This is a genomic window from Herbidospora sakaeratensis (assembly GCF_001570525.1).
GTDB classification, from domain to species: Bacteria; Actinomycetota; Actinomycetes; order Streptosporangiales; family Streptosporangiaceae; genus Herbidospora; species Herbidospora sakaeratensis.
On record NZ_BBXC01000026.1, the window covers coordinates 1 to 19,493 of the forward strand.

19 protein-coding genes and 1 tRNA gene are annotated in these 19,493 nt (G+C 71.3%); 13 read left to right on the plus strand and 7 right to left on the minus strand.

Translation table 11 applies throughout. The annotated features are described in order from the left end of the window. Positions 1 to 86 precede the first annotated feature (86 nt). Positions 87 to 269 (minus strand): hypothetical protein, encoded by a 183-nt coding sequence (locus AW271_RS40385; protein ID WP_063818215.1) that lies wholly within the window; start codon positions 267 to 269, stop codon positions 87 to 89. 128 nt (positions 270 to 397) lie between these two features. Between AW271_RS40385 and AW271_RS35305 the strand changes: the two genes are divergently transcribed. Next, on the plus strand, positions 398 to 1,360 hold the full coding sequence (locus AW271_RS35305; protein ID WP_063818216.1) for a MerR family transcriptional regulator: 963 nt from the start codon (positions 398 to 400) through the stop codon (positions 1,358 to 1,360). 225 nt (positions 1,361 to 1,585) lie between these two features. On the opposite strand, the gene dapD is transcribed toward AW271_RS35305, so the two are convergent. Next, complete coding sequence (gene dapD, locus AW271_RS35310) at positions 1,586 to 2,542, minus strand: 2,3,4,5-tetrahydropyridine-2,6-dicarboxylate N-succinyltransferase (RefSeq protein ID WP_062342223.1); 957 nt, start codon at positions 2,540 to 2,542, stop codon at positions 1,586 to 1,588. A gap of 331 nt (positions 2,543 to 2,873) precedes the next feature. Between dapD and AW271_RS35315 the strand changes: the two genes are divergently transcribed. The 7 genes from AW271_RS35315 to AW271_RS35345 all read left to right on the plus strand — a co-directional run bounded on the left by AW271_RS35315 (position 2,874) and on the right by AW271_RS35345 (position 8,388). Further along, positions 2,874 to 3,455, plus strand: coding sequence for an RNA polymerase sigma factor (locus AW271_RS35315; protein ID WP_231515683.1), 582 nt, complete (start codon positions 2,874 to 2,876; stop codon positions 3,453 to 3,455). Beyond that, positions 3,452 to 3,691, plus strand: coding sequence for an anti-sigma factor family protein (locus tag AW271_RS35320; protein ID WP_062342224.1), 240 nt, complete (start codon positions 3,452 to 3,454; stop codon positions 3,689 to 3,691). The genes AW271_RS35315 and AW271_RS35320 overlap by 4 nt, the downstream gene beginning before the upstream one ends. A gap of 37 nt (positions 3,692 to 3,728) precedes the next feature. Next, on the plus strand, positions 3,729 to 4,970 hold the full coding sequence (locus AW271_RS35325; RefSeq protein ID WP_062342226.1) for a glutamate-cysteine ligase family protein: 1,242 nt from the start codon (positions 3,729 to 3,731) through the stop codon (positions 4,968 to 4,970). Then, complete coding sequence (gene egtB / locus AW271_RS35330) at positions 4,967 to 6,250, plus strand: ergothioneine biosynthesis protein EgtB (protein ID WP_062342229.1); 1,284 nt, start codon at positions 4,967 to 4,969, stop codon at positions 6,248 to 6,250. Before AW271_RS35325 ends, egtB begins: the two co-directional genes overlap by 4 nt. Then, positions 6,250 to 6,957 (plus strand): ergothioneine biosynthesis protein EgtC, encoded by a 708-nt coding sequence (gene egtC, locus AW271_RS35335; RefSeq protein ID WP_062342231.1) that lies wholly within the window; start codon positions 6,250 to 6,252, stop codon positions 6,955 to 6,957. Before egtB ends, egtC begins: the two co-directional genes overlap by 1 nt. Next, positions 6,954 to 7,904 (plus strand): L-histidine N(alpha)-methyltransferase, encoded by a 951-nt coding sequence (egtD, locus tag AW271_RS35340; RefSeq protein ID WP_245653356.1) that lies wholly within the window; start codon positions 6,954 to 6,956, stop codon positions 7,902 to 7,904. The genes egtC and egtD overlap by 4 nt, the downstream gene beginning before the upstream one ends. 172 nt (positions 7,905 to 8,076) lie before the next feature. Beyond that, positions 8,077 to 8,388 carry a S1 RNA-binding domain-containing protein gene (locus tag AW271_RS35345; RefSeq protein WP_169806452.1) on the plus strand — a complete coding sequence of 104 codons (312 nt, stop codon included), beginning with the start codon at positions 8,077 to 8,079 and terminating at the stop codon, positions 8,386 to 8,388. Between the two features lie 3 nt (positions 8,389 to 8,391). Here the strand turns inward: AW271_RS35345 and AW271_RS35350 are convergent, their stop codons facing one another. After that, a complete protein-coding gene (locus AW271_RS35350; RefSeq protein WP_083977706.1) occupies positions 8,392 to 10,059 on the minus strand; it encodes a sialidase family protein in 1,668 nt (555 codons plus the stop codon). Positions 10,060 to 10,215: 156 nt separating this feature from the next. On the opposite strand from AW271_RS35350, the gene AW271_RS40390 reads away from it, so the two are divergent. Beyond that, on the plus strand, positions 10,216 to 10,356 hold the full coding sequence (locus tag AW271_RS40390) for a hypothetical protein (RefSeq protein WP_157554966.1): 141 nt from the start codon (positions 10,216 to 10,218) through the stop codon (positions 10,354 to 10,356). Positions 10,357 to 10,622: 266 nt separating this feature from the next. On the opposite strand, the gene AW271_RS35355 is transcribed toward AW271_RS40390, so the two are convergent. Then, positions 10,623 to 11,594, minus strand: a complete 972-nt coding sequence (locus AW271_RS35355; protein WP_062342236.1) for a pirin family protein — start codon at positions 11,592 to 11,594, stop codon at positions 10,623 to 10,625. Positions 11,595 to 11,672: 78 nt separating this feature from the next. Between AW271_RS35355 and AW271_RS35360 the strand changes: the two genes are divergently transcribed. Next, complete coding sequence (locus AW271_RS35360) at positions 11,673 to 12,434, plus strand: putative hydro-lyase (protein WP_062342238.1); 762 nt, start codon at positions 11,673 to 11,675, stop codon at positions 12,432 to 12,434. Here the strand turns inward: AW271_RS35360 and AW271_RS35365 are convergent. Next, positions 12,431 to 13,813, minus strand: a complete 1,383-nt coding sequence (locus AW271_RS35365) for a dihydrolipoyl dehydrogenase family protein (protein ID WP_062342240.1) — start codon at positions 13,811 to 13,813, stop codon at positions 12,431 to 12,433. The genes AW271_RS35360 and AW271_RS35365 overlap by 4 nt on opposite strands. An 84-nt stretch (positions 13,814 to 13,897) precedes the next feature. Between AW271_RS35365 and AW271_RS35370 the strand changes: the two genes are divergently transcribed. Both AW271_RS35370 and AW271_RS35375 read left to right on the plus strand, forming a co-directional pair. Beyond that, positions 13,898 to 14,878: an ATP-binding cassette domain-containing protein gene (locus AW271_RS35370; protein WP_062342242.1), complete on the plus strand. Its 981-nt coding sequence runs from the start codon at positions 13,898 to 13,900 to the stop codon at positions 14,876 to 14,878. Then, the gene (locus tag AW271_RS35375; RefSeq protein WP_062342244.1) at positions 14,875 to 15,726 is read left to right on the plus strand and encodes an ABC transporter permease; all 852 of its coding nucleotides are present in this window, start codon (positions 14,875 to 14,877) and stop codon (positions 15,724 to 15,726) included. Before AW271_RS35370 ends, AW271_RS35375 begins: the two co-directional genes overlap by 4 nt. 3 nt (positions 15,727 to 15,729) lie before the next feature. Here AW271_RS35375 and AW271_RS35380 read toward each other — a convergent pair whose 3' ends face one another. Then, positions 15,730 to 18,867 (minus strand): ATP-binding protein, encoded by a 3,138-nt coding sequence (locus AW271_RS35380; RefSeq protein ID WP_083977708.1) that lies wholly within the window; start codon positions 18,865 to 18,867, stop codon positions 15,730 to 15,732. A 150-nt stretch (positions 18,868 to 19,017) separates the two neighbouring features. Between AW271_RS35380 and AW271_RS35385 the strand changes: the two genes are divergently transcribed. Beyond that, positions 19,018 to 19,091, plus strand: a tRNA-Arg gene (locus AW271_RS35385). A 10-nt stretch (positions 19,092 to 19,101) separates the two neighbouring features. On the opposite strand, the gene AW271_RS35390 is transcribed toward AW271_RS35385, so the two are convergent. Beyond that, the gene (locus AW271_RS35390; protein WP_062342246.1) at positions 19,102 to 19,362 is read right to left on the minus strand and encodes a hypothetical protein; all 261 of its coding nucleotides are present in this window, start codon (positions 19,360 to 19,362) and stop codon (positions 19,102 to 19,104) included. Between the last annotated feature and the right edge of the window lie 131 nt (positions 19,363 to 19,493).

The following is a 19,493-nucleotide window of genomic DNA, read 5'->3' on the forward strand; positions in this document are numbered from 1 at the left end:
CCGATCAGCTAACACCTGAAATACGCGAGCCCCGGTGTCGACAGGCGCCGGGGCTCTCGCGTTGCGGTGGGGGGTTCAGTTCGGGGTCACGACCAGTCGGGCGACGACTTGCTCTTGCCGCGGGTCAGCTTCATGACCCCCATGACGGCGAGGCCGATGACGCCGAGGATCAGAACCCACTTGAGGAGGCCGAAGACCAGCCCGATGAGCCAGCCGATGACGAAGAAGGCGGCGACCGCGATGACGGCGTACATAAGAATGCGTCCCATAGGCTTCACGGTAAGTCTCATTTGCCGAGAAATCGCGGGTCAGGCGGCAACATCAGGGACAACTCAGGGGCGTCTCAGGGGCGGCCGTTGACCCTCACACGGTGTCAGCCGATAGACCCGGAGGCGTCATGTACAGCATCGGAGACTTCGCCAGAATCGGCCGCGTGTCGGTGCGGATGTTGCGCCACTACGACGCGCTCGGCCTGCTCACCCCCGCCCGGGTCGACCCCCTGACGGGCTACCGCTCCTACGAGGCCGCGCAGCTCAGCCGCCTCAACCGGGTCGTGGCCCTGAAGGACCTCGGGTTCAGCCTCCAGCAGGTCCGCCAGATCCTCGACGAGAAGGTCGGCGTGGCCGAACTGCACGGGATGCTCCGGCTCCGCCGGGCCGACCTGGAGGCCCGGGTCGAGGCCGACCGGGCCCGGCTGCGGGGGGTCGAGGCGAGGATCCAGATCATCGAGAAGGAGGGCGTCTTGCCTGCCGACGTCGTCGTGAAATCCGTCCCCGCCGTCAGGGTCGCCGAGTTGTCGGCGGTGGCCGAGAGCTACGCGAGCGAGCACATCGGTCCCGTCATCCAGCCGCTCTACCCGGAACTGCACTGCCGGCTGACCAAGGCGGGGGTGGAACTCGCCGGGCCCGGGATCGCCTACTACGAGGAGGCCCCGGACGGCGGCGTGAAGATCCACGCCGGCTTCCCCGTCAACGTCGCACCCGATCCGGCCTACGACTTCGACGTCGTCGACCTGCCGCCGATCGAGCGGGCCGCGACGATCATCCACCACGGGCCCATGGACGGCGTGGACGCGACCATCCAGAACCTGCACCGCTGGATCGAGGACCACGGGGAGCGGGGGGCCGGGTTCAGCCGGGAGGTCTACCTGGAGTACGGGATGGGCGACCCGGAGAGCTGGGTGACGGAGATCCAGGAACCCTGGCCTGAGCCTCGACGGCCTCAGGGTGAGGGCGCTGCGCGTCTGCTCAGAGTGCGGGTCACCCAGGCGATGGACGCACCGGCCACCAGCAGGGCGACCGAGCCGAACCGCATCTCCCACAGGCGACCGGGGCAGTCGGGGTTGAGCTCGCCGCTGTAGCCCGCCGGGAAGAAGAAGGCTCCGCCGCAGGTCAGCTCGCTGTGGCCATCCCAGCCGTAGGGGTTGTCGTAGAACGCCGCGGCCAGCCCGCCGAGAAGCAGCACCGCAGCCGCAAAGCGGCCGATCCATCGCATGGGGTGATCTTCGGGCGAGGGGCACGGGAATCGCAACCCGAACGGCTCACCGAGGCCGGGCGGCGCCGGGCAGGCGCCGCCCTTCGCCCGGTCAGTCGTTGGCGTGGAGGGCCGCGTTGAGTTCGACCTTGCCGCCCGTGCGGGCCTTGGCGACGACCGCGCCGGTCACCGAGTCGCGCAGGAAGAGCAGGCCGCTTTGGCCCGACAGCTCCTTGGCCTTGACGACGGCGCCGTCGGGCAGGGTCACCTTGGTGCCCGCGGTGACGTAGAGGCCGGCCTCGACCACGCAGTCGTCGCCGAGGGAGATGCCGATGCCGGCCTGGGCGCCGATGAGGCAGCGCTGCCCGACCTGGACGATCTCCTTGCCGCCGCCCGACAGCGTGCCCATGATCGACGCGCCGCCGCCGACGTCGGAGCCGTCGCCCACGACGACGCCCGCCGAGATGCGGCCCTCGACCATCGAGACGCCCAGCGTGCCGGCGTTGAAGTTGACGAAGCCCTCGTGCATGACGGTCGTGCCGGACGCCAGGTGGGCGCCGAGCCGGACCCGGTCGGCGTCGCCGACGCGCACCCCGGTCGGCAGCACGTAGTCGACCATGCGGGGGAACTTGTCGACCGAGTAGACGGTCACCGCGCCGCGGGCCCGCAGCCGGGCGCGGACGTTCTCGAAGCCCTCGACCTGGCAGGGGCCGTGGTTGGTCCACACGACGTTGGCCAGCAGGCCGAAGACGCCGTCGAGGTTGGCCTGGTGGGGCCGGACCAGACGGTGGGACAGCAGGTGGAGACGCAGGTAGACGTCGTAGGTGTCGGCCGGCGGGTCGGACAGCTTGCCGATCCCGACGGAGACGGCCACGACCTCGACCCCCCGCTCGGGGTCTTCCCTGACCAGGCTCGCCAGCTCGCCCACCTCGACCGCGGCCAGGCGCCGGACGCCCGGCTCGCCGGGGTCGCCGAGGGCGGGGTTGGGGAACCAGACGTCGAGGACCGTGCCGTCGGGGGTGACGGTCGCGAGCCCCACACCGTGAGCACCGGATTCGATGAAAGTCACGGTTCAAGAACCTACCGCCCCGGCCACGGACCAAACGACGCGGCCGCCGGGCGGGGATATCCACAGGTGGCAACGTCGTGTTCGCGCTCCGTTCATCCGTGTGGTCACGTTGGGTGACGTGGCCCGGGTGCGGGCCGCAACCGGGATTCACACGACGTCAACGGGAGTTCGCATGCGTCGGTTACCGTGCTTCGACACCCTGCCGAAAAGATCGCTCACAGAGGGTGATTAGGTGGACAGGGGGAGATGCCGGGCAGGGAGGACATCTCGGGCATCGGGCGTTCACTGGAGGGTCGCGGGAATGTCGGAGGGCGTCGTTAGGCTCGGTGGGGTGACCGATTTTCCGCCCGATCCGGTGATCGTGGCCGGGCTGCGAAGCGGCGACGAAGAGGTCTTCGCGCTGCTCCTCGACGAATGGTCACGGGGAATGTTGCGGCTCGCCAGGTCATACGTGTCGACGGCGGCGTCGGCCGAGGAGGTCGTACAGGACACGTGGCTCGCCGTGATCCGGGCGGTCGGCACCTTCGAGGGCCGTTCGTCGCTGCGCACGTGGGTCTACCGCATCCTGGTCAACACGGCGCGGAGACGGGGAGAGCGGGAGAGCCGTACGATCCCTGTGAGCAGCGTCGGCGGCGAGCGTCCCGACGGCGTCCCGCCCGAACGGGCCGAGGGCGGTCCCGAGGGGGCGGCGCTGGCGGGCGAGGTCAGGGAGCTGATCGACAAGGCGGTGGGAACCCTCCCGTCCCGGCAGCGCGCCGTGATCACGCTGCGCGACATGGAGGGCTACGGCTCCGACGAGGTCTGCGAGATCCTGTCGATCTCCCCGGCCAACCAGCGGGTGCTGCTCCACCGCGCCAGGGCGGCCGTCCGCGACCACCTGGCCGCCTATTACGACGGGAAAGGAGGGCCATGAACTGCGACGAGTTCGCCGAACTCGTGACCGCCTATCTCGACGACGCGCTCGACGACTCCTCCCGTCCCCTCTTCCTCGACCACATGGCCCGCTGCTCGGGCTGCACCGGCTACTACGGCCAGTTCACCTCCACGATCACCGCCCTCGGTGAGCTCCCCGCCCCCGGCCTGTCCCCGCAGACGCGATCCCACCTGCTCACGGCCTTCCGCGAAGCGAGTTCAGAAAAGCCGGAGTGAGGTGTAACGCCGGGGCCGGTCGCGGATCTGAGTGGTCATGGCCGATGTGCTGGCATACGCGGAAGGCTGTTTCACCGGGAGCCCCGGCGATCAGGTCGGAGTCGAGCTGGAGTTCCTCGTCCACGATGTGACCGACCCTGCGCTGACCGTCCCCATCGCGCGCACCACCGGAGCCCTCGGCGGGCTGACCCTCCCCGGCGGAAGCGTGATCACCTACGAACCCGGGGGGCAGGTCGAGCTGTCCGCCCCACCAGGTTCTCTCCCATCGGCCGTGGCCGCGCTGCGACAAGACGTCGATCGTGTACGTTCCGCGCTCGCCGCCGCCGGCCTCACCCTCGGCCGCTCGGGGCTCGACGGCCACCGGCGGCCGCTGCGCCAGCTCCACACCCCGCGCTACGACGCCATGGCCGCCTGCCTGGGAGAGCCCTACGGGGCGCTGATGATGTGCTCGACCGCGTCGATCCAGGTCAACCTCGACTTCGGCGCCGACCCTTTCGCCCGCTGGCGCCGGGCCCATCTGTTCGGCCCGGCGCTGGTGGCGGCGTTCGCCAACTCGCCGGGGCCGGTGCCGTGGTTCGGCTCGTGGTTGTCGGGCCGACAGGCCGTCTGGCTGGCCCTCGACCCGTCGCGCACGGCCCCGGTCGGGCCGGGACACCTGATGGATTCCGGCCATTCGTGCGTTGTATGTGACGGATCGGGCGAAGGGGTGGTGAGGACGACGGAGGGTCCGAGCGGAGACCGGCGGAGGGGGCATCCGCCGACCGACTGGGCCGACTACCTGCAGGCCGCCAAGCTGATGCTCGTCCACGAGACCGACGGGTCCTGCCGGCAGACGGCACAGGGGCATCGCTTCCGCGACTTCGACCAGGTGGCCGGGCGCGCGCCGACCCACGACGACCTCGCCTACCACGCCACCACGCTCTTCCCGCCGGTCCGGCCGCGCGGGTTCATGGAGATCCGCTACCTCGACGCCCTCGGGCCGGTCGCCTGGCCGGTCGCCGTCGCCGTCGCCTACGCCCTGATCGTCGACGACGAGGCCGCCGGTGCGGCGGCGGCCGACGCCCTGGCCGTCGCCGGGCAGTGGTCGGAGGCCGCCCGCTGCGGGCTCGCCGCCCCGGCCTTCCGGCAGGCCGCCCTCACCGCCTTCCGGGCCGCCGCCGACGCGCTGCCCCGATGGGGCGCGCCACCGAGCCTGATCGACCAGGTCACCGACTACGCCGTGCGGTTCGTCGAACCCGGCCGGTCCCCGGCCGCCGACCTCCTCTTGGAGACGCGATGAAGGAACAGATCGCCGCCCAGCTCCTGGCCGTGCGCGACCGATCTCTCAGCTACACCGACGCTGACGACCACCTCCTCGTCCGCCAGCACTCCCCGCTGATGTCGCCGCTGGTCTGGGACCTCGCCCACGTCGGCAACTACGAGGAACTCTGGGTGCTGCGCGAGGTCGGCGGCATCACGCCGCTGCGGCCCGAGATCGACGACATCTACGACGCGTTCAAGACGCCCCGCCGCGACCGTCCGTCGTTGCCGATGCTGGGCCCGGCCGAGGCCCGCAAATACATCGAGGGTGTACGCGGCCGCGTGCTCGACGTCCTCGACAAGGTCGACTTCGACGACCCCGACCCGCTCAAGTCGGGCGGATTCGTGTTCGGGCTGGTCATCCAGCACGAGCACCAGCACGACGAGACCATGCTGGCCACACTCCAGCTGTCGCGCGAGCCCGGCCTGGTCAGCGACGGCGACCTGCCCGCCGGGCGGCCGGTGGCGGGCGAGGTGTTCGTCCCGGGCGGCCCGTTCACCATGGGCACCGACGTCAACCCGTGGGCCTACGACAACGAGCGCCCCGCCCACACGGTCGACCTGGCCGCGTTCTGGATCGACCGGGTGCCCGTCAGCAACGGCGACTTCCTCGCCTTCGTCGAAGACGGCGGCTACCGCGACCCGCGCTGGTGGCACCCCGAGGGCTTCCGGCTGGGCCTCCAGGCCCCGCTGTTCTGGACCCGCGACGACGGCGGCAGCTGGTGGCGCACCCGCTTTGGCCGCGCCGAGCTGATCCCGCCGCACGAGCCGGTCCAGCACGTCAGCTGGTACGAAGCCGACGCCTACGCCCGCTGGGCGGGCAAGCGGCTGCCGACCGAGGCCGAATGGGAGAAGGCGTGCGCCTGGGATCCCGGAGCGGGCCGCACCCGCCGCTACCCGTGGGGTGAGGAGCCGCCGGCCCCGGGCCTGACCAACCTCGGCCACCGCGCCGCCCGCCCGGCGCCGGTGGGCGCCTACCCGGCCGGCGCGAGCGCCTACGGCGTCGAGCAGATGATCGGCGACGTCTGGGAGTGGACGTCCTCGACCTTCCAGCCCTATCCGGGCTTCCGCGCGTTCCCCTACCGCGAGTACAGCGAGGTCTTCTTCGGCCCCGACTACCGCGTGCTGCGCGGCGGCTCGTGGGCCGCCGACCCGGCCGCCGTCCGCGCGACCTTCCGCAACTGGGACTATCCGCAGCGCCGTCAGATCTTCTCCGGGTTCCGCTGCGCCCGCGACGCTGCGCCGGGGGAGGCCCGCTGATGTGCCGCCACGCCGCCTGGCTCGGCGAACCGCGCCCGCTGTCGTCGCTGATCCAGCAGCCCGACCACGGCCTGCTCAAACAGTCCTACGTACCGAGACGGCAGCGCTGGGGCACCGTCAACGCCGATGGTTTCGGCATGGGCTGGTACGCCCACGACCGCGTCATCCGATATCGCAGATCCATCCCGATGTGGGCCGACGCCAACCTCGAAGGCCTGGCCGCCTCGGCGATCTCCGGCTGCCTGATCGCGGCGGTCCGCTCCGCCACGGTCGGCATGCCGATCGAGGAGACCGCCACCGCCCCCTTCATGGAGGGGAAGTGGTTGTTCAGCCACAACGGCCGCGTCCCCGGCGAGGCGCTGAGCGGTCTGAAGGCCCACGAGGCCGAGAGCTCCTGCGACTCGGCCAAGCTCGCCGCCGGCGTGTTCGCGCTCGGGCGGCTGGGCTGGAGCCTCGGCGACGCCATCGCCGAGATCACCATGGCCGCCGGGGGCGCCGACGCCGAGGCGAGGGTCAACCTGCTCGCCACCGACGGCCAGACGATCGCGGCCACCACCTGGGGCGACACGCTCTTCGTCCGGTCGCTCCCCGAGGGGGTGCTGGTGGCCAGCGAGCCGCTCGACGACCGCGACGACGGCTGGGTCAGCGTGCCCGACCGCACGCTCGTGCTCGTCACGCCCGACGGAATCGACTGGAGGGACCTGTGAACCTGATCGACGCTGACTACCTGCGGCAGGCGCTGGAGCACGACGTCCGCGCGGGCCTCACGGCGGCGCCGAAATGGCTGCCGCCCAAGTGGTTCTACGACGCCTGCGGCAGCGAACTCTTCACCAAGATCACCCGGCTGCCCGAGTACTACCCGACCCGGCGCGAACTGGCCATCCTCAAGGCCCACGCCCGCGAGATCGCCACGGTCAGCGGCGCCGTCACCCTGGTCGAACTGGGCTCCGGCACCTCGGAGAAGACCGAGCTGCTCCTCGACGCCCTCGCCTCGGCCGGGACCCTGCGCACCTACATGCCCGTCGACGTCGACTCGGTGACCCTGAAGGCGGCGGCCGACCGCCTGTCGGAGCGCTTTGAGGTGGTCGGCGTCTGCGCCGACTTCGAGAACCACCTGTCGCAGCTGCCGCAACGCGAGGGCCGGATGGTCGCCTTCCTCGGCGGCACGATCGGCAACCTCGAGCCGCCGGCCCGCGAGGTCTTCTTCAAGGAACTGCGCTCGACCCTGACCGACGGGGAGACCTTCCTGCTCGGCGCCGACCTGGTGAAGGACACCTCGCGCCTGATCGCGGCCTACGACGACTCGGCCGGGGTGACGGCGGCGTTCAACCGCAACGTCCTGCGCGTGATCAACCGCCGCCTCGACGCCGACTTCGTGCCGGCCGACTTCGCCCACGTGGCGATCTACGACACCGACAACGACTGGATCGAGATGCGGCTGCGGGCGACCAAGGACATGGTCGTCCACGTCAGGGCGCTGAACCTGACGGTGATGTTCGCCGAGGGGGAGGAGATGCGCACCGAGATCAGCGCCAAGTTCCGGCGGGCGGGGCTGACCCGGGAACTGGCGATGGCGGGGTTCGAGGTGGAGCGGTGGTACACCGACCCCGACGACGACTTCGCCCTGGTGTTGTCCCGGGCGGTACCCCGCTGACCCTTTCGGGGCCAGATCCGCCCGCTCGACCGTGCCGCCGACACCCATGCGCGCGTGGAGGTCGGCGGCGTATCGGGCGGCTGGTCCTGCGGCCGACCGCGTGGCCTTCTGTATTGGCCTAATGGGCGACGTGTTTGACCATATGGGCACGACTCAACGGATAATGGCGAATATGAGTGGTGCGCATATTGATGAACTCGAGCCCGGCTCGGAATTGCGCGCCATTGTCGAGAAATTCGAGCACGGGCAGGTCTGTCGCGGCGTGGTCACCACGATCACGTGGTTCGGGATCTTCGTGGACATCGGCGGGGTCGACGGGATGGTGTCGGCCGCGAACGCGTCGAGGCGGCGGTTCGAGCGTTTCGAGGACCTCGTCAGGGTCGGCCAGGAGGTCGTGGTGACGATCCTGGACGTCGACCTCGATCGGCTCCGGATATCCCTGTCGTTGACCGCGTGGGAAGATCGTCAAGCCGGAGCCGGGTAGTCGTCAGGCCGGGTTCTCTTCGATCGTCGGGGTCAGGCGGGTCCAACCGATCCGGGCCTCGGCCGTGTTCCCCCCGCGGGTGCCCATCACCCAGTGGGTCAGTTGGGGCGCCTCGCCGCTGTCCTGGATCACCCACGTCACGCCCGTGTCGGCGCCGTCGCGGAACAGGCGGGCCACGCCCGCGCTGTCGGTCACGACCTTCCAGACCGCCGGCGCCGTCGACGCGGCCAGCACACGTTCCCACGTCGACGAGCCCTTGCGCATGGTCCAGACGCCGCCCTTCTGCACCGTCAGCATGAGCCGCCGCGCTCCGTTGCACACCTTCGTGCCCAGGCAGACGCCCTGGCCGGTCGCGGGGTCGAGCGCGCTGTCGTCCACGACCTGGCCCTGGAACTCCACGGTGAAGTCGCACATCTCGGCGATCGTCTTCCGGGCGCCGACCGCCTTGGACGTCGTGGAGCGCAGGCGCAGGCCGCCGTCGGAGCCGACCGTCGCGCCCGGGTCGAGGGTCCAGCGGCCGGGGGCCAGGTCCTTGGGCAGGGGGGTGTTCAGCGTCAGGCGGGCGACCTTGATCTCGATCTGGTTGTGCTCCCAGACCACGGCGAGCACGCCGGGGGAGATCTCGGCGGCGCTCGGGTAGACGTCCCAGCCGCGGGCGGTGGTCTTCGTGAGGCGGGGGCCGTCGGCGAACAGGCGGCCGGGTTGCCAGGGTTCGCCCGGGTTGGCCACCTTGTAGTGGAGGACCTCGCGGAAACGGTCGGGGCGGGGTTCCCTGATCGGGCCGGCGAAGGTGTTGTACAGGGCGATCTCCCGGCCGGTCGAGTCGATCATGAAGAAGGTCTTCACGTAGTAGTTCGGCAGGTCGGGGTGGAGCCGCATCGGCGCCCAGGTCAGGCCGCCGTCGGTGCTGGTGGTGGTCGCGCAGTGGGCGGCCGAGACGCGGTAGTGGGGCTCGCGGTCCTCCGGGCGGGCGCGCCGCACCAGCGCCCGGGTCACCATGACCAGCGTGCCGTCGCGGCGCAGGGCGATCTGGGGTTCCTCGACGCCGACGCCGGGAGGGTTGGCGGCCGGCGCGCCCGCCTTCCACGTCTTCAGGTCGGTCGAGCGCAGCACCGCCGCCTGCGACGCGCCGGCGCCCTGCCGCCAGAACGGGACCGTCCACACCTCACCCACCTTGACCGGTTTGCCGGCCACCACGACGCCCCGCGTGTTGGGCGGGACGTTGACCGTGATCGGCTGGTCGGCCCAGGTGGTGCCGCCGTCGGGGGAGCGCTTCAGGGTCAGGTGGACGGGGAATCCATCGACGTCGGATTCCTCGCGGTCCTCGGCGACGGTGATGCGGCCGAGGAGGGCGTACACGAAGGAACCCTCGGTGAAGAGCATCGCGTAGTGGTAGCGGTGGGTGTCGGTCGCCGCCGCGAGGGTGCCCTTCCGCCAGGTCGCGCCGCCGTCGGTGGTGACCGCGAACTTGATGGCGCCCTGGTCGGTGGGGGTGCGGTCGTGCGGGTCGGGTACGCCGGACCGCCAGCACACGATCCATCGGCGCGCGTCGAGGGCGACGATGTCGGGTACCCGGTTGCCCTCGCGGGCCAGTTCGCCGGCCGCGTCGCGGACCACGGTCGCGTCGACGACGACGGGACGGCTCACGCCCGCGCCCACCATTTCACTCATGGGACCCCACCGAAGCGAACTATTTGGCCGCTTTCAATAGACAGAAGATGAAATATGTGGCTTCGACCTGCTGATCAGTCGGGCGGCAAGCGATCTGCAAGCGATGCCGAATACAACTAACTCACGAGAAACACCGCTTTATCGGGGGATATTGAGATGCGTACCACTCGGCTCACCATGCGGTGGACCGACCTCCTCGACGGCCCGCGCCGCGACGAGGAGTTCGATCGGACCGGCGAGTTCCGCCGCCCCTCGGCCGGCCACCGGCTCAAGGGAAGTTGGCGCGTTCGCGATTGATCGTCGACGGCCCGGGAACTGGTCGGTCCCACGGTCAGTTCCCGCGCCGACGGCACGGGAACCAAACGGGAACAGGTATACCGTCCCGCCACCCGGCGGGTGGACGGGATCGTCGCGGATCTCGGCGAGTTTGGCGCACAGCTCGCCGAGATCCACCCGTTTTTCCAGGCTTTCCGTGGACGGAGGACACGACCCTCCCCACGATCGCCCCCAGAACGCCGAAGAACGGCCAAGCCCCCGGCCTGGCCGTCCTCTCATTCACGCGATCAGTGGTGGCCCGCCGGGATCGTGCCCAGCCGTCCCGCCTGGAAGTCCTCGAACGCCTGCTGCAGCTCCGCCTTGGTGTTCATCACGAACGGCCCGTAGTGGGCCACCGGCTCGCCGATCGGCTTGCCGCCCAGGATGATCACCTCCAGGTTCGGCGACCGGGTCTCCTGGGTCTTCGCCGCCGTCAGGGTGATCGTCTCGGCCTGGGTGGCGCCGAAGCCCTCGTACACGGCCAGCTGGCCCATTTCGAGAGGCTGGCCGTCGCTCCCCGCCGTTCCCCGGCCCGACAGGACGTACGCGAGCGCGTTGAAGTCCGACCGCCACGGGATCGACAACCGCGCCCCGGGCGTGATGCTCGCGTGGATGAGCGTGATGGGCGTGTGGGTGGCTCCCGGGCCGAGGTGGCCGGCCACGTCGCCGGCGATCACACGGACGAGGGCGCCGCCGTCGTGGCTGCTGAGCAGAACCACGTTGGATCGGCCGATGTCCTGATATTTCGGGGCGAGCATCTTCGACTTGGACGGCAGGTTCACCCAGAGCTGGATGCCGTGGAACAGGCCGCCCTTCTGGACGAGCCACTCCGGCGGGGCCTCCTTGTGGAGCAGGCCCGACCCGGCGGTCATCCACTGGGTGTCGCCGTTGGTGATCGTGCCGCCGCCGCCGTGGGAGTCGGTGTGGTCGAAGACGCCGTCGATGATGTACGTCACCGTCTCGAAGCCACGGTGCGGGTGCCACGGGGTGCCCTTCGGCTCGCCCGGCGCGTAGTCCACCTCGCCCATCTGGTCCATCATGATGAACGGATCGAGATACTTTGGCTTGATCGTGGCCAGCGCTCTCCTGACCGGGAATCCCTCGCCCTCGAAGCCCGTGGGCGCGGTGGCGACGGTCAGGACCTTGCGCTCGTGCACGGCCGCCATGGGCTCCGGCAGCCGGGGGAGGGTGAGCGGGTTGTCCACGGTTACGGCGGGCATCTTGGGGCTCCTTCCTGCGTGTCGACTATGCACCCACAACTTGGTTGAGGTTTCAACTATTCCGGAGGACGTTCCCGTATGACCCCTCACGAGGCCCGGAGGCGGTTCCGGGCCGGGCTGAAGACGCCCACCGCAGGGTGGTGTCCCGGGTACGCCCAGGCCAACCTGCTCGCCGTGCCCGCCGGCCTCGCATACGACATGCTGCTCTTCGCGCAGCGCAATCCCAAGCCCTGTCCCGTCCTCGACGTCGGAGATCCTGGAGCCACCAGCCTGCCGATCTTCGCGGGCGACCTGCGGACCGATCTGCCGGGTTACGTGGTGTACGAGAACGGCGCCCCCGTCGCCGAGGTGACCGACGTGACCCGGTTCTGGCGCGACGACCTGGTGCCGTTCCTCATCGGCTGCAGCTTCACCTTCGAAGACGCCCTGGTCAGGGAGGACATCCCGGTCAGGCATCTGGAGACGGGCGGCAACGTGCCCATGTACCGCACCTCGGTGCCGTGCCGGCCGGCCGGGCGGTTGTCGGGGCCGCTGGTGGTGTCGATGCGGCCCATCCCGGCCGGGCGGGTCACCGACGCGGTCCGGGTGTCGTCGCGTTATCCGGCGGTGCACGGGGCCCCCGTGCACATCGGCGACCCGGCGGGCCTGGGGATCGACGACCTCGACGCGCCCGACTTCGGCGATCCGGTCGAGGTCCGGCCGGGGGAGGTGCCGGTGTTCTGGGCCTGCGGGGTCACCCCGCAGGCCGCGGTGATGGCGGCCGGGATCCCGTTCGCGATCGGCCACGCGCCGGGGCACATGGCGATCACCGACGTCCGCGACTCGGCCTACCAGGTCTAGAGGCCGTACGCCTCCAGCAGGCGCAGCCACACCTCGCTCACCGTCGGGAACGACGGCACGGCGTGCCAGAGCTTGTCGAGCGGCACCTCGGCGGTGATCGCGATGGTGGCCGAGTGGAGCATGTCGGCCACCGCCGGGCCCGCGAAGGTCATGCCGAGGAGGACCTTGCGGTCTTCGTCGATCACGGCCTTCGCGCGGCCGATGTAGTTCTCGGCCGACAGGTAGGCGCCGGTGATGCCGCTCATGTCGTACTCGACGGAACGGACGTTGAGCCCCCGCTCCCGGGCCACGTCCTCGGTGAGGCCGACCGTGGCCACCTGCGGGTCGGTGAAGATGACCTGGGGCGGGCCGTAGTGGTCGGCCTGGTCGCGCATCGACGGCAGGTCGTCGGCGCGGCGGTTGGCGCGGGCCGCGATCACGTCGCCGCACAACCGGGCCTGGTATTTGCCCATGTGGGTGAGCAGGGCCCGGCCGTTGGCGTCGCCGACCGCGTAGAGCCAGTCGTGGGCGAGCGAGCGCATGCTGTCGTCGACCTCGATCGGGCGGGCGTCCGGCAGGCCGACGGTCTCCAGGCCGATGTCGGCGCCGATGGTGCGCCCGGCCGCGACGAGGATCTCGTCGGCGGCCAGCGTCGTGCCGTCGGAGAGGTGGGCCACGACCTCGCTGCCGGTCCGCTCGACCCGCTCGATCCGGGTGCCGAAGCGGATGTCGACGCCCCGGGCCACGAGCGCGTCGGCGACCATCGTGGCGGCGAAGCCGTCACACCGTTCGAGCAGGCGGTGGCCGCGCACGACCATGGTCGTCTCGGTCGCGCCCAGCGCGTGGAGCGCCTGGGACATCTCGCACGCCACCACGCCGCCGCCCAGCACGATCAACCGGCCCGGCACCTTCTTCACGCCGGTGGCCTCGCGGTTCGTCCACGGCTTCGCCTCGGCCAGCCCCGGGATCGGCGGAATGGCCGCCAGGCTGCCCGTCGCCACCACGACGGCGTGCCGCGCGGTCAGCACCCGGCCGCCGACGTCGACCTTCCGTTCACCGGCGATCCGCGCCCGGCCCCTGATGTACGTCGAGGGCAGCGACTCCAGCCAGCGCGCCTGGCCGCTGTCGCTGTAGTCGCCCACCGCCCAGTCACGCCGCGCCAGCACCGCCGGCACGTCGATCGGCCCGGCCGTCAGGCCCGGCGCCCGCTCGACCTCTCCGGCCAGGTCGACCGGGCGCAGCAGGGCCTTGCTCGGCACGCACGCCCAGTACGAACACTCGCCGCCGGCGAGCTCGGCCTCGATCACGGCCACCGACAGGCCGCCGCGTACGGCCCGGTCGACCACGTTCTCCCCGACCGGCCCCGCGCCCATAACGATCACGTCGAAGACGTCAGCCATCTCTTCCTCCCGTTGATCTCCGATCCGACCGTATCTCGCGGGCCGCTAGATCCGATCTAGCACGCCGTCTCGCGCCTAGAGGGCATGACAGACACCGCGATCGAGACGAACGGTCTCGTCAAGGTCTTCGGCGACAACCGCGCCGTCGACGGGCTCGACCTCACGGTCCCGGCCGGCGCCGTGTTCGGCGTGCTCGGCCCCAACGGCGCCGGCAAGACCACGGCCGTCCGGATGCTGGCCACGCTGCTGCGTCCCGACGGCGGCGCCGCCCGCGTCTTCGGCCACGACGTCGTCGCCGAGGCCGACGCCGTGCGCTCCCTGGTCGGCCTCACCGGCCAGTACGCCTCCCTCGACGAGGACATGACCGGCCGCGAGAACCTCATCCTCATCGGCCGCCTGCTGGGCTTCCGCACACCGGCGGCCCGCGCCCGCGCCGACGAGCTCCTGGAGGCGTTCGGCCTCACCGCCGCCGCGGAGCGGCAGGTCAAGAACTACTCCGGCGGCATGCGGCGGCGCCTCGACATCTCGGCGACGCTGCTGAACACCCCACGGCTGCTGTTCCTCGACGAACCCACGACGGGCCTCGACCCGCGCAGCCGCAACCAGGTGTGGGACATCGTCAGGGCCGTCGTCTCCTACGGCACGACGGTCCTGCTGACCACGCAGTACCTCGACGAGGCCGACCAGCTGGCCTCCCGGATCGCCGTGATCGACCACGGGAAGCTGATCGCCGAGGGGACGCCGGGCGAGCTCAAGTCGTCGGTCGGCGCGGGCACCGTGCACGTGCGGCTGCGCGACCCCGGCCAGCGGGCCGACGCCGAGAAGCTGCTCTCGGCCGCTCTGGGCGCCACCGCGACCCCCGACCCCGACCCCCGGCGGGTCGTCGTCCGGGTGCCCGGCCACGGCACCGAGGCCGGCGCGGCCGAAGACGCCGCCCGCGCCCTGTCGGAGCTGGCCGCCGCCGGGATCGTCATCGACGACTTCTCGCTCGGCCAGCCCTCGCTCGACGAGGTCTTCCTCGCCCTCACCGACCACCCCGCCACCCCGAAGGAGACCGCGGCATGACCGCCACCACCGCGACCGAGACCACCGAGCAGGTCTACGTCCCCGCCACCGAGACCATCGGCGCGGTCCTCGACCCCCGGGAGCGGCCCGCCCGGCCCAGTGCGTTGTCGGCGTCGCTGACGTTCGGCTGGCGCGCGGTCCTGAAGATCAAGCACGTGCCGGAGCAGCTGTTCGACGTGACGGCGTTCCCGATCATGATGACGCTGATGTTCACCTACCTGTTCGGCGGCGCGCTGGCCGGGTCGACCGGGGAGTACCTGCAGTTCCTGCTGCCCGGGATCATGGTGCAGAGCGTCGTGATGACCACCATGTACAGCGGGCTGGCGGTGAACATCGACATCGCCAAGGGCGTGTTCGACCGGTTCAAGTCGTTGCCGATCTGGCGGCCCGCGGCGCTGGTCGGCAACCTGCTGGGCGACGTGCTGCGTTATGTGCTGGCCTCGCTGGTGATCACCGTGGTCGGGTTGATCCTGGGCTTCCGGCCCGGTGGCGGCGTGATGGGCGTGGCGGCCGGCATCGGATTGCTGGTCGTGTTCTCGTTCGCCTTCTCGTGGATCTGGACGATGTGCGGGCTCTACCTGCGCAGCGAGAAGTCGGTCATGGGGGTCAGCATGCTCGTGCTGTTCCCGCTGACCTTCCTGAGCAACATCTTCGTCGACCCGTCGACCATGCCGGGCTGGTTGCAGATGTTCGTCGAGGTCAACCCGATCACCCGGCTGGTGGCGGCGGTCAGGTCGCTGATGGCGGGCACCCCCGACATGGGCGAGCTGACCTGGGTGTTCATCGCCACGGCGGCGCTGCTGGCGATCTTCGGGCCGCTGACCATGCGGGCCTACAACCGCAAGTAGCGGTCAGAGCCGCCAGCGCACCGGCGACGACGGCCGGTAGCCGCACGAGGAACCGGTGCTGATCGACTCGCGCAGGTGGGAGGCGAGAGACGGATGGCGTTCGCCCAGCTTGCGCAGGGTGTCGCGGATGCGGGCGGTGACCGTCTTGCGGGCCCGCTCGGCCTCGTCGCCCAGCCGCCGGTCGCGCCCGGCCAGCCCGGCGGCGGCGCGCAGTTCGTCGAGCAGGGCCTGCCGTTCCCGGTCGAGGGCGGCGGCCCGTTCGTCGTCGCCGAGCCCGGCGGCCCGGTCGATCTCGTCGTCGAGCCGGGCCAGGTGGCGGCGGTAGCGGGCCTTGGCCTCGTCGTCGAGCACGGCGTCGCCGCCGAAGCTCCGGGCCGCGACCACCTCACGGCCCCCCTCGGGGTTGAGCAGCCGGACCGCCGGGATGTCGGTGCCCGGCGCGCCCAGGAGCAGGTGGAGGTCGCGCAGGCCCTTGGCGTCGGGCATGCGGACCACCAGGTCGTCGTAGGCGAGCTCCCAGACGTCGCCGTCGCGGCGGAAGGTGGGCGCGAGCCGGGCGGGCCGCGGCGGACCGGCGGCCTGCCCCGGCCGGAGCTTCTCCACCTTCCGGCGGATGTGGCGCATGCCCAGGTCGGCCGCCTCGGTCGCCGCCTCGTCGAGCGCCACCCGGCCCCGCAGTGGCTCGCCGGCGGCCAGCAGCGCCCGGCCCAGCTCCACGTTCGCCTCGACCACCCACGGCCGGGCCTGGAAGGCCACCGCCGACTCGCGGGCGGCGGTGAGCCGGCCGATCGCCTCGTCCCACCGGCCGCGCGAGGCGGCCAGCACGCCGAGCCAGTGGTCGACCGGCCCGGCGATGTCGCAGCCGCCGATGCTGACCAGCCAGCCGCCCGAATGGGGGGTCAGGGTCTCGGCCGCCCACGCCGTGAGTTCGGCGTCGGCCGACTCGGCCGCGGCGTGGGCGATGAACCGCAGCCCGAGCGGGGCGAAGCTGCGGGGATACGACTTGACGCCGTCGCCCGGCAGCACGGTCAGCGCGGTGGCGAGGTCGCCGGCCTGCAGGGCGGTGATGCCCGTCAGCAGGTCGACCTGGGCGTGCCCCGACGACTCCAGGCGCTTCAGCACCGCCGGGATCTCGGCGAACCGGCCCTGGTGCAGCAGCGTCGCCCACTGGATGTGCTCGCTCATGAAGGCGAACTTGTCGCGGCTCTCCTCGGCGATCACCTCCATCGCGCCGCGCAGGAACTCCTCGGCCTCGGCGAACCGCCCGGCCAGGGTCATGATGATCGACTGGTCGACGCGCGCGGCGAAGATCATGCGGTGGCCGCCGACCCGCAGGGCGAAGGAGGTCGACTCGCTGAACTGGTGGAGAAAGGCGGGATCGCCCGCCTCCAGCAGCGCCACCCAGCGCAACGAGGCGGCGAAGTGTTCGGTCTCGGTGTCGGAGGCGCGCCGGGCGGCCGTCTCCATCTCGCTGGTCAGCTCGATGCGCTCGGCGGCCGTGCCCAGCCCGAAGAGCACGTCGTGGCGGGCGGCCAGGCCGAAGGTCAGCGCCTCGTGGTCGCCGCCCGCGCGGGCCACCGCCGCGATGTGGACGGTGAGCCGGTCGGCCATCGCGTCGGGGGTGGCCGCCGGGCCGCCGATCAGCGCCTGATAGGCCATCTCGACGACCTCGGAACTGCGGCCGCCGGCCGTCCCGCCGACCATGCTGGGCCCGTCGATCCGGTAGTAGCTGATCGCCACCCGGGCCAGGACGTCGGCGTCGCCGGTCTGCTGGGCGAAGGTCCAGGCCGATTCGAGGGTGGCGCGGGTCTCCTCGACGTCGTCGAGGTGGAACAGGCAGGCGCTCAGCTCCATCGCGATCATCGCCCGGCGGCGCGGTTCGAGGCTCTCGCTTCGGTCGGCGGCCCGCCGCAGATGGCCGATCGACTCGTCGATGGCCATGCGCCCGTGGGCCTCGCCGGCCGCCGACATCAGCCGGTCGACCGCGACCGCCGGCGGCAGCTCGCGGCCCGCCTGGTAGGCGTGGCGGGCCTGGTCGGCCGGCAGGATGTGGGCCGTCAGCGCCGGATCGGCGTCGAGCGCCGTGATCACCCGGGCGTGCCGCCCGGCCGCGCCCTCGCCGAGTGACTCGTAGAGCGTCTCGCGGACGAGGTCGTGGGCGAACGCCAGCCGCCCCTCGGGCAGCTGGACGACCAGCCGCGAGGCCACGGCCTGCGCGAGGAGCCCGTCGAGGCGGGCGGGCGGCAGCCCGGCCAGCGCGGCCAGGACGTCAGGGTGGAACTCCCGCCCGAGCACCGACGCGTCGGTCAGCAGACCGGCCACCTGGGGCGGCAGCAGCGAGACACGTTTCTGCAGCGCGTCGCGCACCCCCGGCGCGATCGCCGTGACCGACCCGCCGCCCTGCCAGAGCCGGGTGGTCTGCTCGACGAAGAACGGGTTGCCGCCGGTTCTCCGGTGGACCTCGTCGACCACGGCCGGTTCGGGCGCCCGCCCGGCGGTGCGGGCCATCAGCGCGCCCACGTCGTCGCGCCCCAGCCCGGTCAGCGAGATGCAGGTGGCCTTCGCCACCAGCGGCATGATCAGCGGCGCCAGCGGATGGCCGGGCGCCTCGGCCTCGACGTCGCGGTAGGTGCCGACCAGCAGCAGCCGCTCGAACCAGGTGTGCTGCGCCGCGAACTCCAGCAGCTTCAGCGACGCGGTGTCGGCCCAGTGGAGGTCGTCGAGCACCACCACGACCGGACGGCTCTGCGCCACCGACACCAGCGCCGTCGTCACCGCGTCGTAGAACGGGAACCCGTCGAGCAGCCCCGTGCCGCCGCCCGACCGCTCGCCCAGCAGGACGGCCAGGGTCGAGGCGGCGTCGGCCCCCACCGACGACCACTCGCCGGCCCGGCGCAGCGCCCGGACGACCTGCACCCACGGCCAGTAGCCCGGCGCGCCGTCGGACTGCCAGCACGACCCCCCGAGCACGAGCGCGCCCGCGCGCCTGGCCTCTTCGACCCCGCCGGTGACCAGCGTGGTCTTGCCGATCCCGGCCTCGCCGGTGACCAGCACCAGACCGCCGTGGCTGTCGAGGGCCCGGCCGATCTCGGCGCGCAGCACCCCCGCGGGATGGTCGCGCCCGATGAGCTGAGAGTCCATCAGATCCTCCGGACGGGGAGATCGGGAGCGGGCGGGCGGGAGAAACCGCCCCCTACGGGGAGCGGAGGAGTAGCTCCTCTACGCTATCGACCGACGCCGACATTTTGCGTTGTGAAACCAGTGCGGGGATCATGCAGAATGAGGCACTGAGCGCCCTTAGCTCAGCCGGATAGAGCAGTGGACTTCTAATCCACCGGTCGGGGGTTCGAATCCCTCAGGGCGCGCACATTCCCCCTAAGCCGACGATTCCTCCTCGGGCTCGTCGGCCGCCGGTTCGTCCCGGCCGAACAGCAGGGCCAGCACCTTCAGGGCCCTAGCGCTGTGTTTCTCGGAGAACGTCGCCGCCGACGCCTCGACGACCAGCAATATCGCGAGCACGGCCGCCACTCCGAGGGCCACCGCGAGAAACAGGCCGGTGGAATCCTCCGGGGCCATCGCGAACGACCCCGCGGCTGCGGCGGCGCTCGATGTGGGCACGACCCACCTGGCGTTCACGGGAGAGACATTTCGTGTCCGGGTCCCTTCGCTCAGCAGAGACTCGACAAGATCAAGCCCTTGCTTGCCGCGAGCCTACCCGACGGTAGTCACGCTCCGTAGCAGGTCGTGGGTGGTTTTTCCAGTGCCTC

What these genes read in the sequence shown, in the direction of transcription:
- AW271_RS35325 (WP_062342226.1), top strand. Translation starts at nt 3,729, where the DNA reads ATGGCCGATGTGCTGGCATACGCGGAAGGCTGTTTCACCGGGAGCCCC.
- AW271_RS35365 (WP_062342240.1), bottom strand. Translation starts at nt 13,813, where the DNA reads ATGGCTGACGTCTTCGACGTGATCGTTATGGGCGCGGGGCCGGTCGGG.
- AW271_RS35355 (WP_062342236.1), bottom strand. Translation starts at nt 11,594, where the DNA reads ATGCCCGCCGTAACCGTGGACAACCCGCTCACCCTCCCCCGGCTGCCG.
- AW271_RS35305 (WP_063818216.1), top strand. Translation starts at nt 398, where the DNA reads ATGTACAGCATCGGAGACTTCGCCAGAATCGGCCGCGTGTCGGTGCGG.
- egtC (WP_062342231.1), top strand. Translation starts at nt 6,250, where the DNA reads ATGTGCCGCCACGCCGCCTGGCTCGGCGAACCGCGCCCGCTGTCGTCG.
- AW271_RS35350 (WP_083977706.1), bottom strand. Translation starts at nt 10,059, where the DNA reads ATGAGTGAAATGGTGGGCGCGGGCGTGAGCCGTCCCGTCGTCGTCGAC.
- AW271_RS35345 (WP_169806452.1), top strand. Translation starts at nt 8,077, where the DNA reads ATGAGTGGTGCGCATATTGATGAACTCGAGCCCGGCTCGGAATTGCGC.
- AW271_RS35360 (WP_062342238.1), top strand. Translation starts at nt 11,673, where the DNA reads ATGACCCCTCACGAGGCCCGGAGGCGGTTCCGGGCCGGGCTGAAGACG.
- AW271_RS35370 (WP_062342242.1), top strand. Translation starts at nt 13,898, where the DNA reads ATGACAGACACCGCGATCGAGACGAACGGTCTCGTCAAGGTCTTCGGC.
- egtB (WP_062342229.1), top strand. Translation starts at nt 4,967, where the DNA reads ATGAAGGAACAGATCGCCGCCCAGCTCCTGGCCGTGCGCGACCGATCT.
- AW271_RS35320 (WP_062342224.1), top strand. Translation starts at nt 3,452, where the DNA reads ATGAACTGCGACGAGTTCGCCGAACTCGTGACCGCCTATCTCGACGAC.
- AW271_RS35380 (WP_083977708.1), bottom strand. Translation starts at nt 18,867, where the DNA reads ATGGACTCTCAGCTCATCGGGCGCGACCATCCCGCGGGGGTGCTGCGC.
- AW271_RS40385 (WP_063818215.1), bottom strand. Translation starts at nt 269, where the DNA reads ATGGGACGCATTCTTATGTACGCCGTCATCGCGGTCGCCGCCTTCTTC.
- AW271_RS35375 (WP_062342244.1), top strand. Translation starts at nt 14,875, where the DNA reads ATGACCGCCACCACCGCGACCGAGACCACCGAGCAGGTCTACGTCCCC.
- AW271_RS40390 (WP_157554966.1), top strand. Translation starts at nt 10,216, where the DNA reads ATGCGTACCACTCGGCTCACCATGCGGTGGACCGACCTCCTCGACGGC.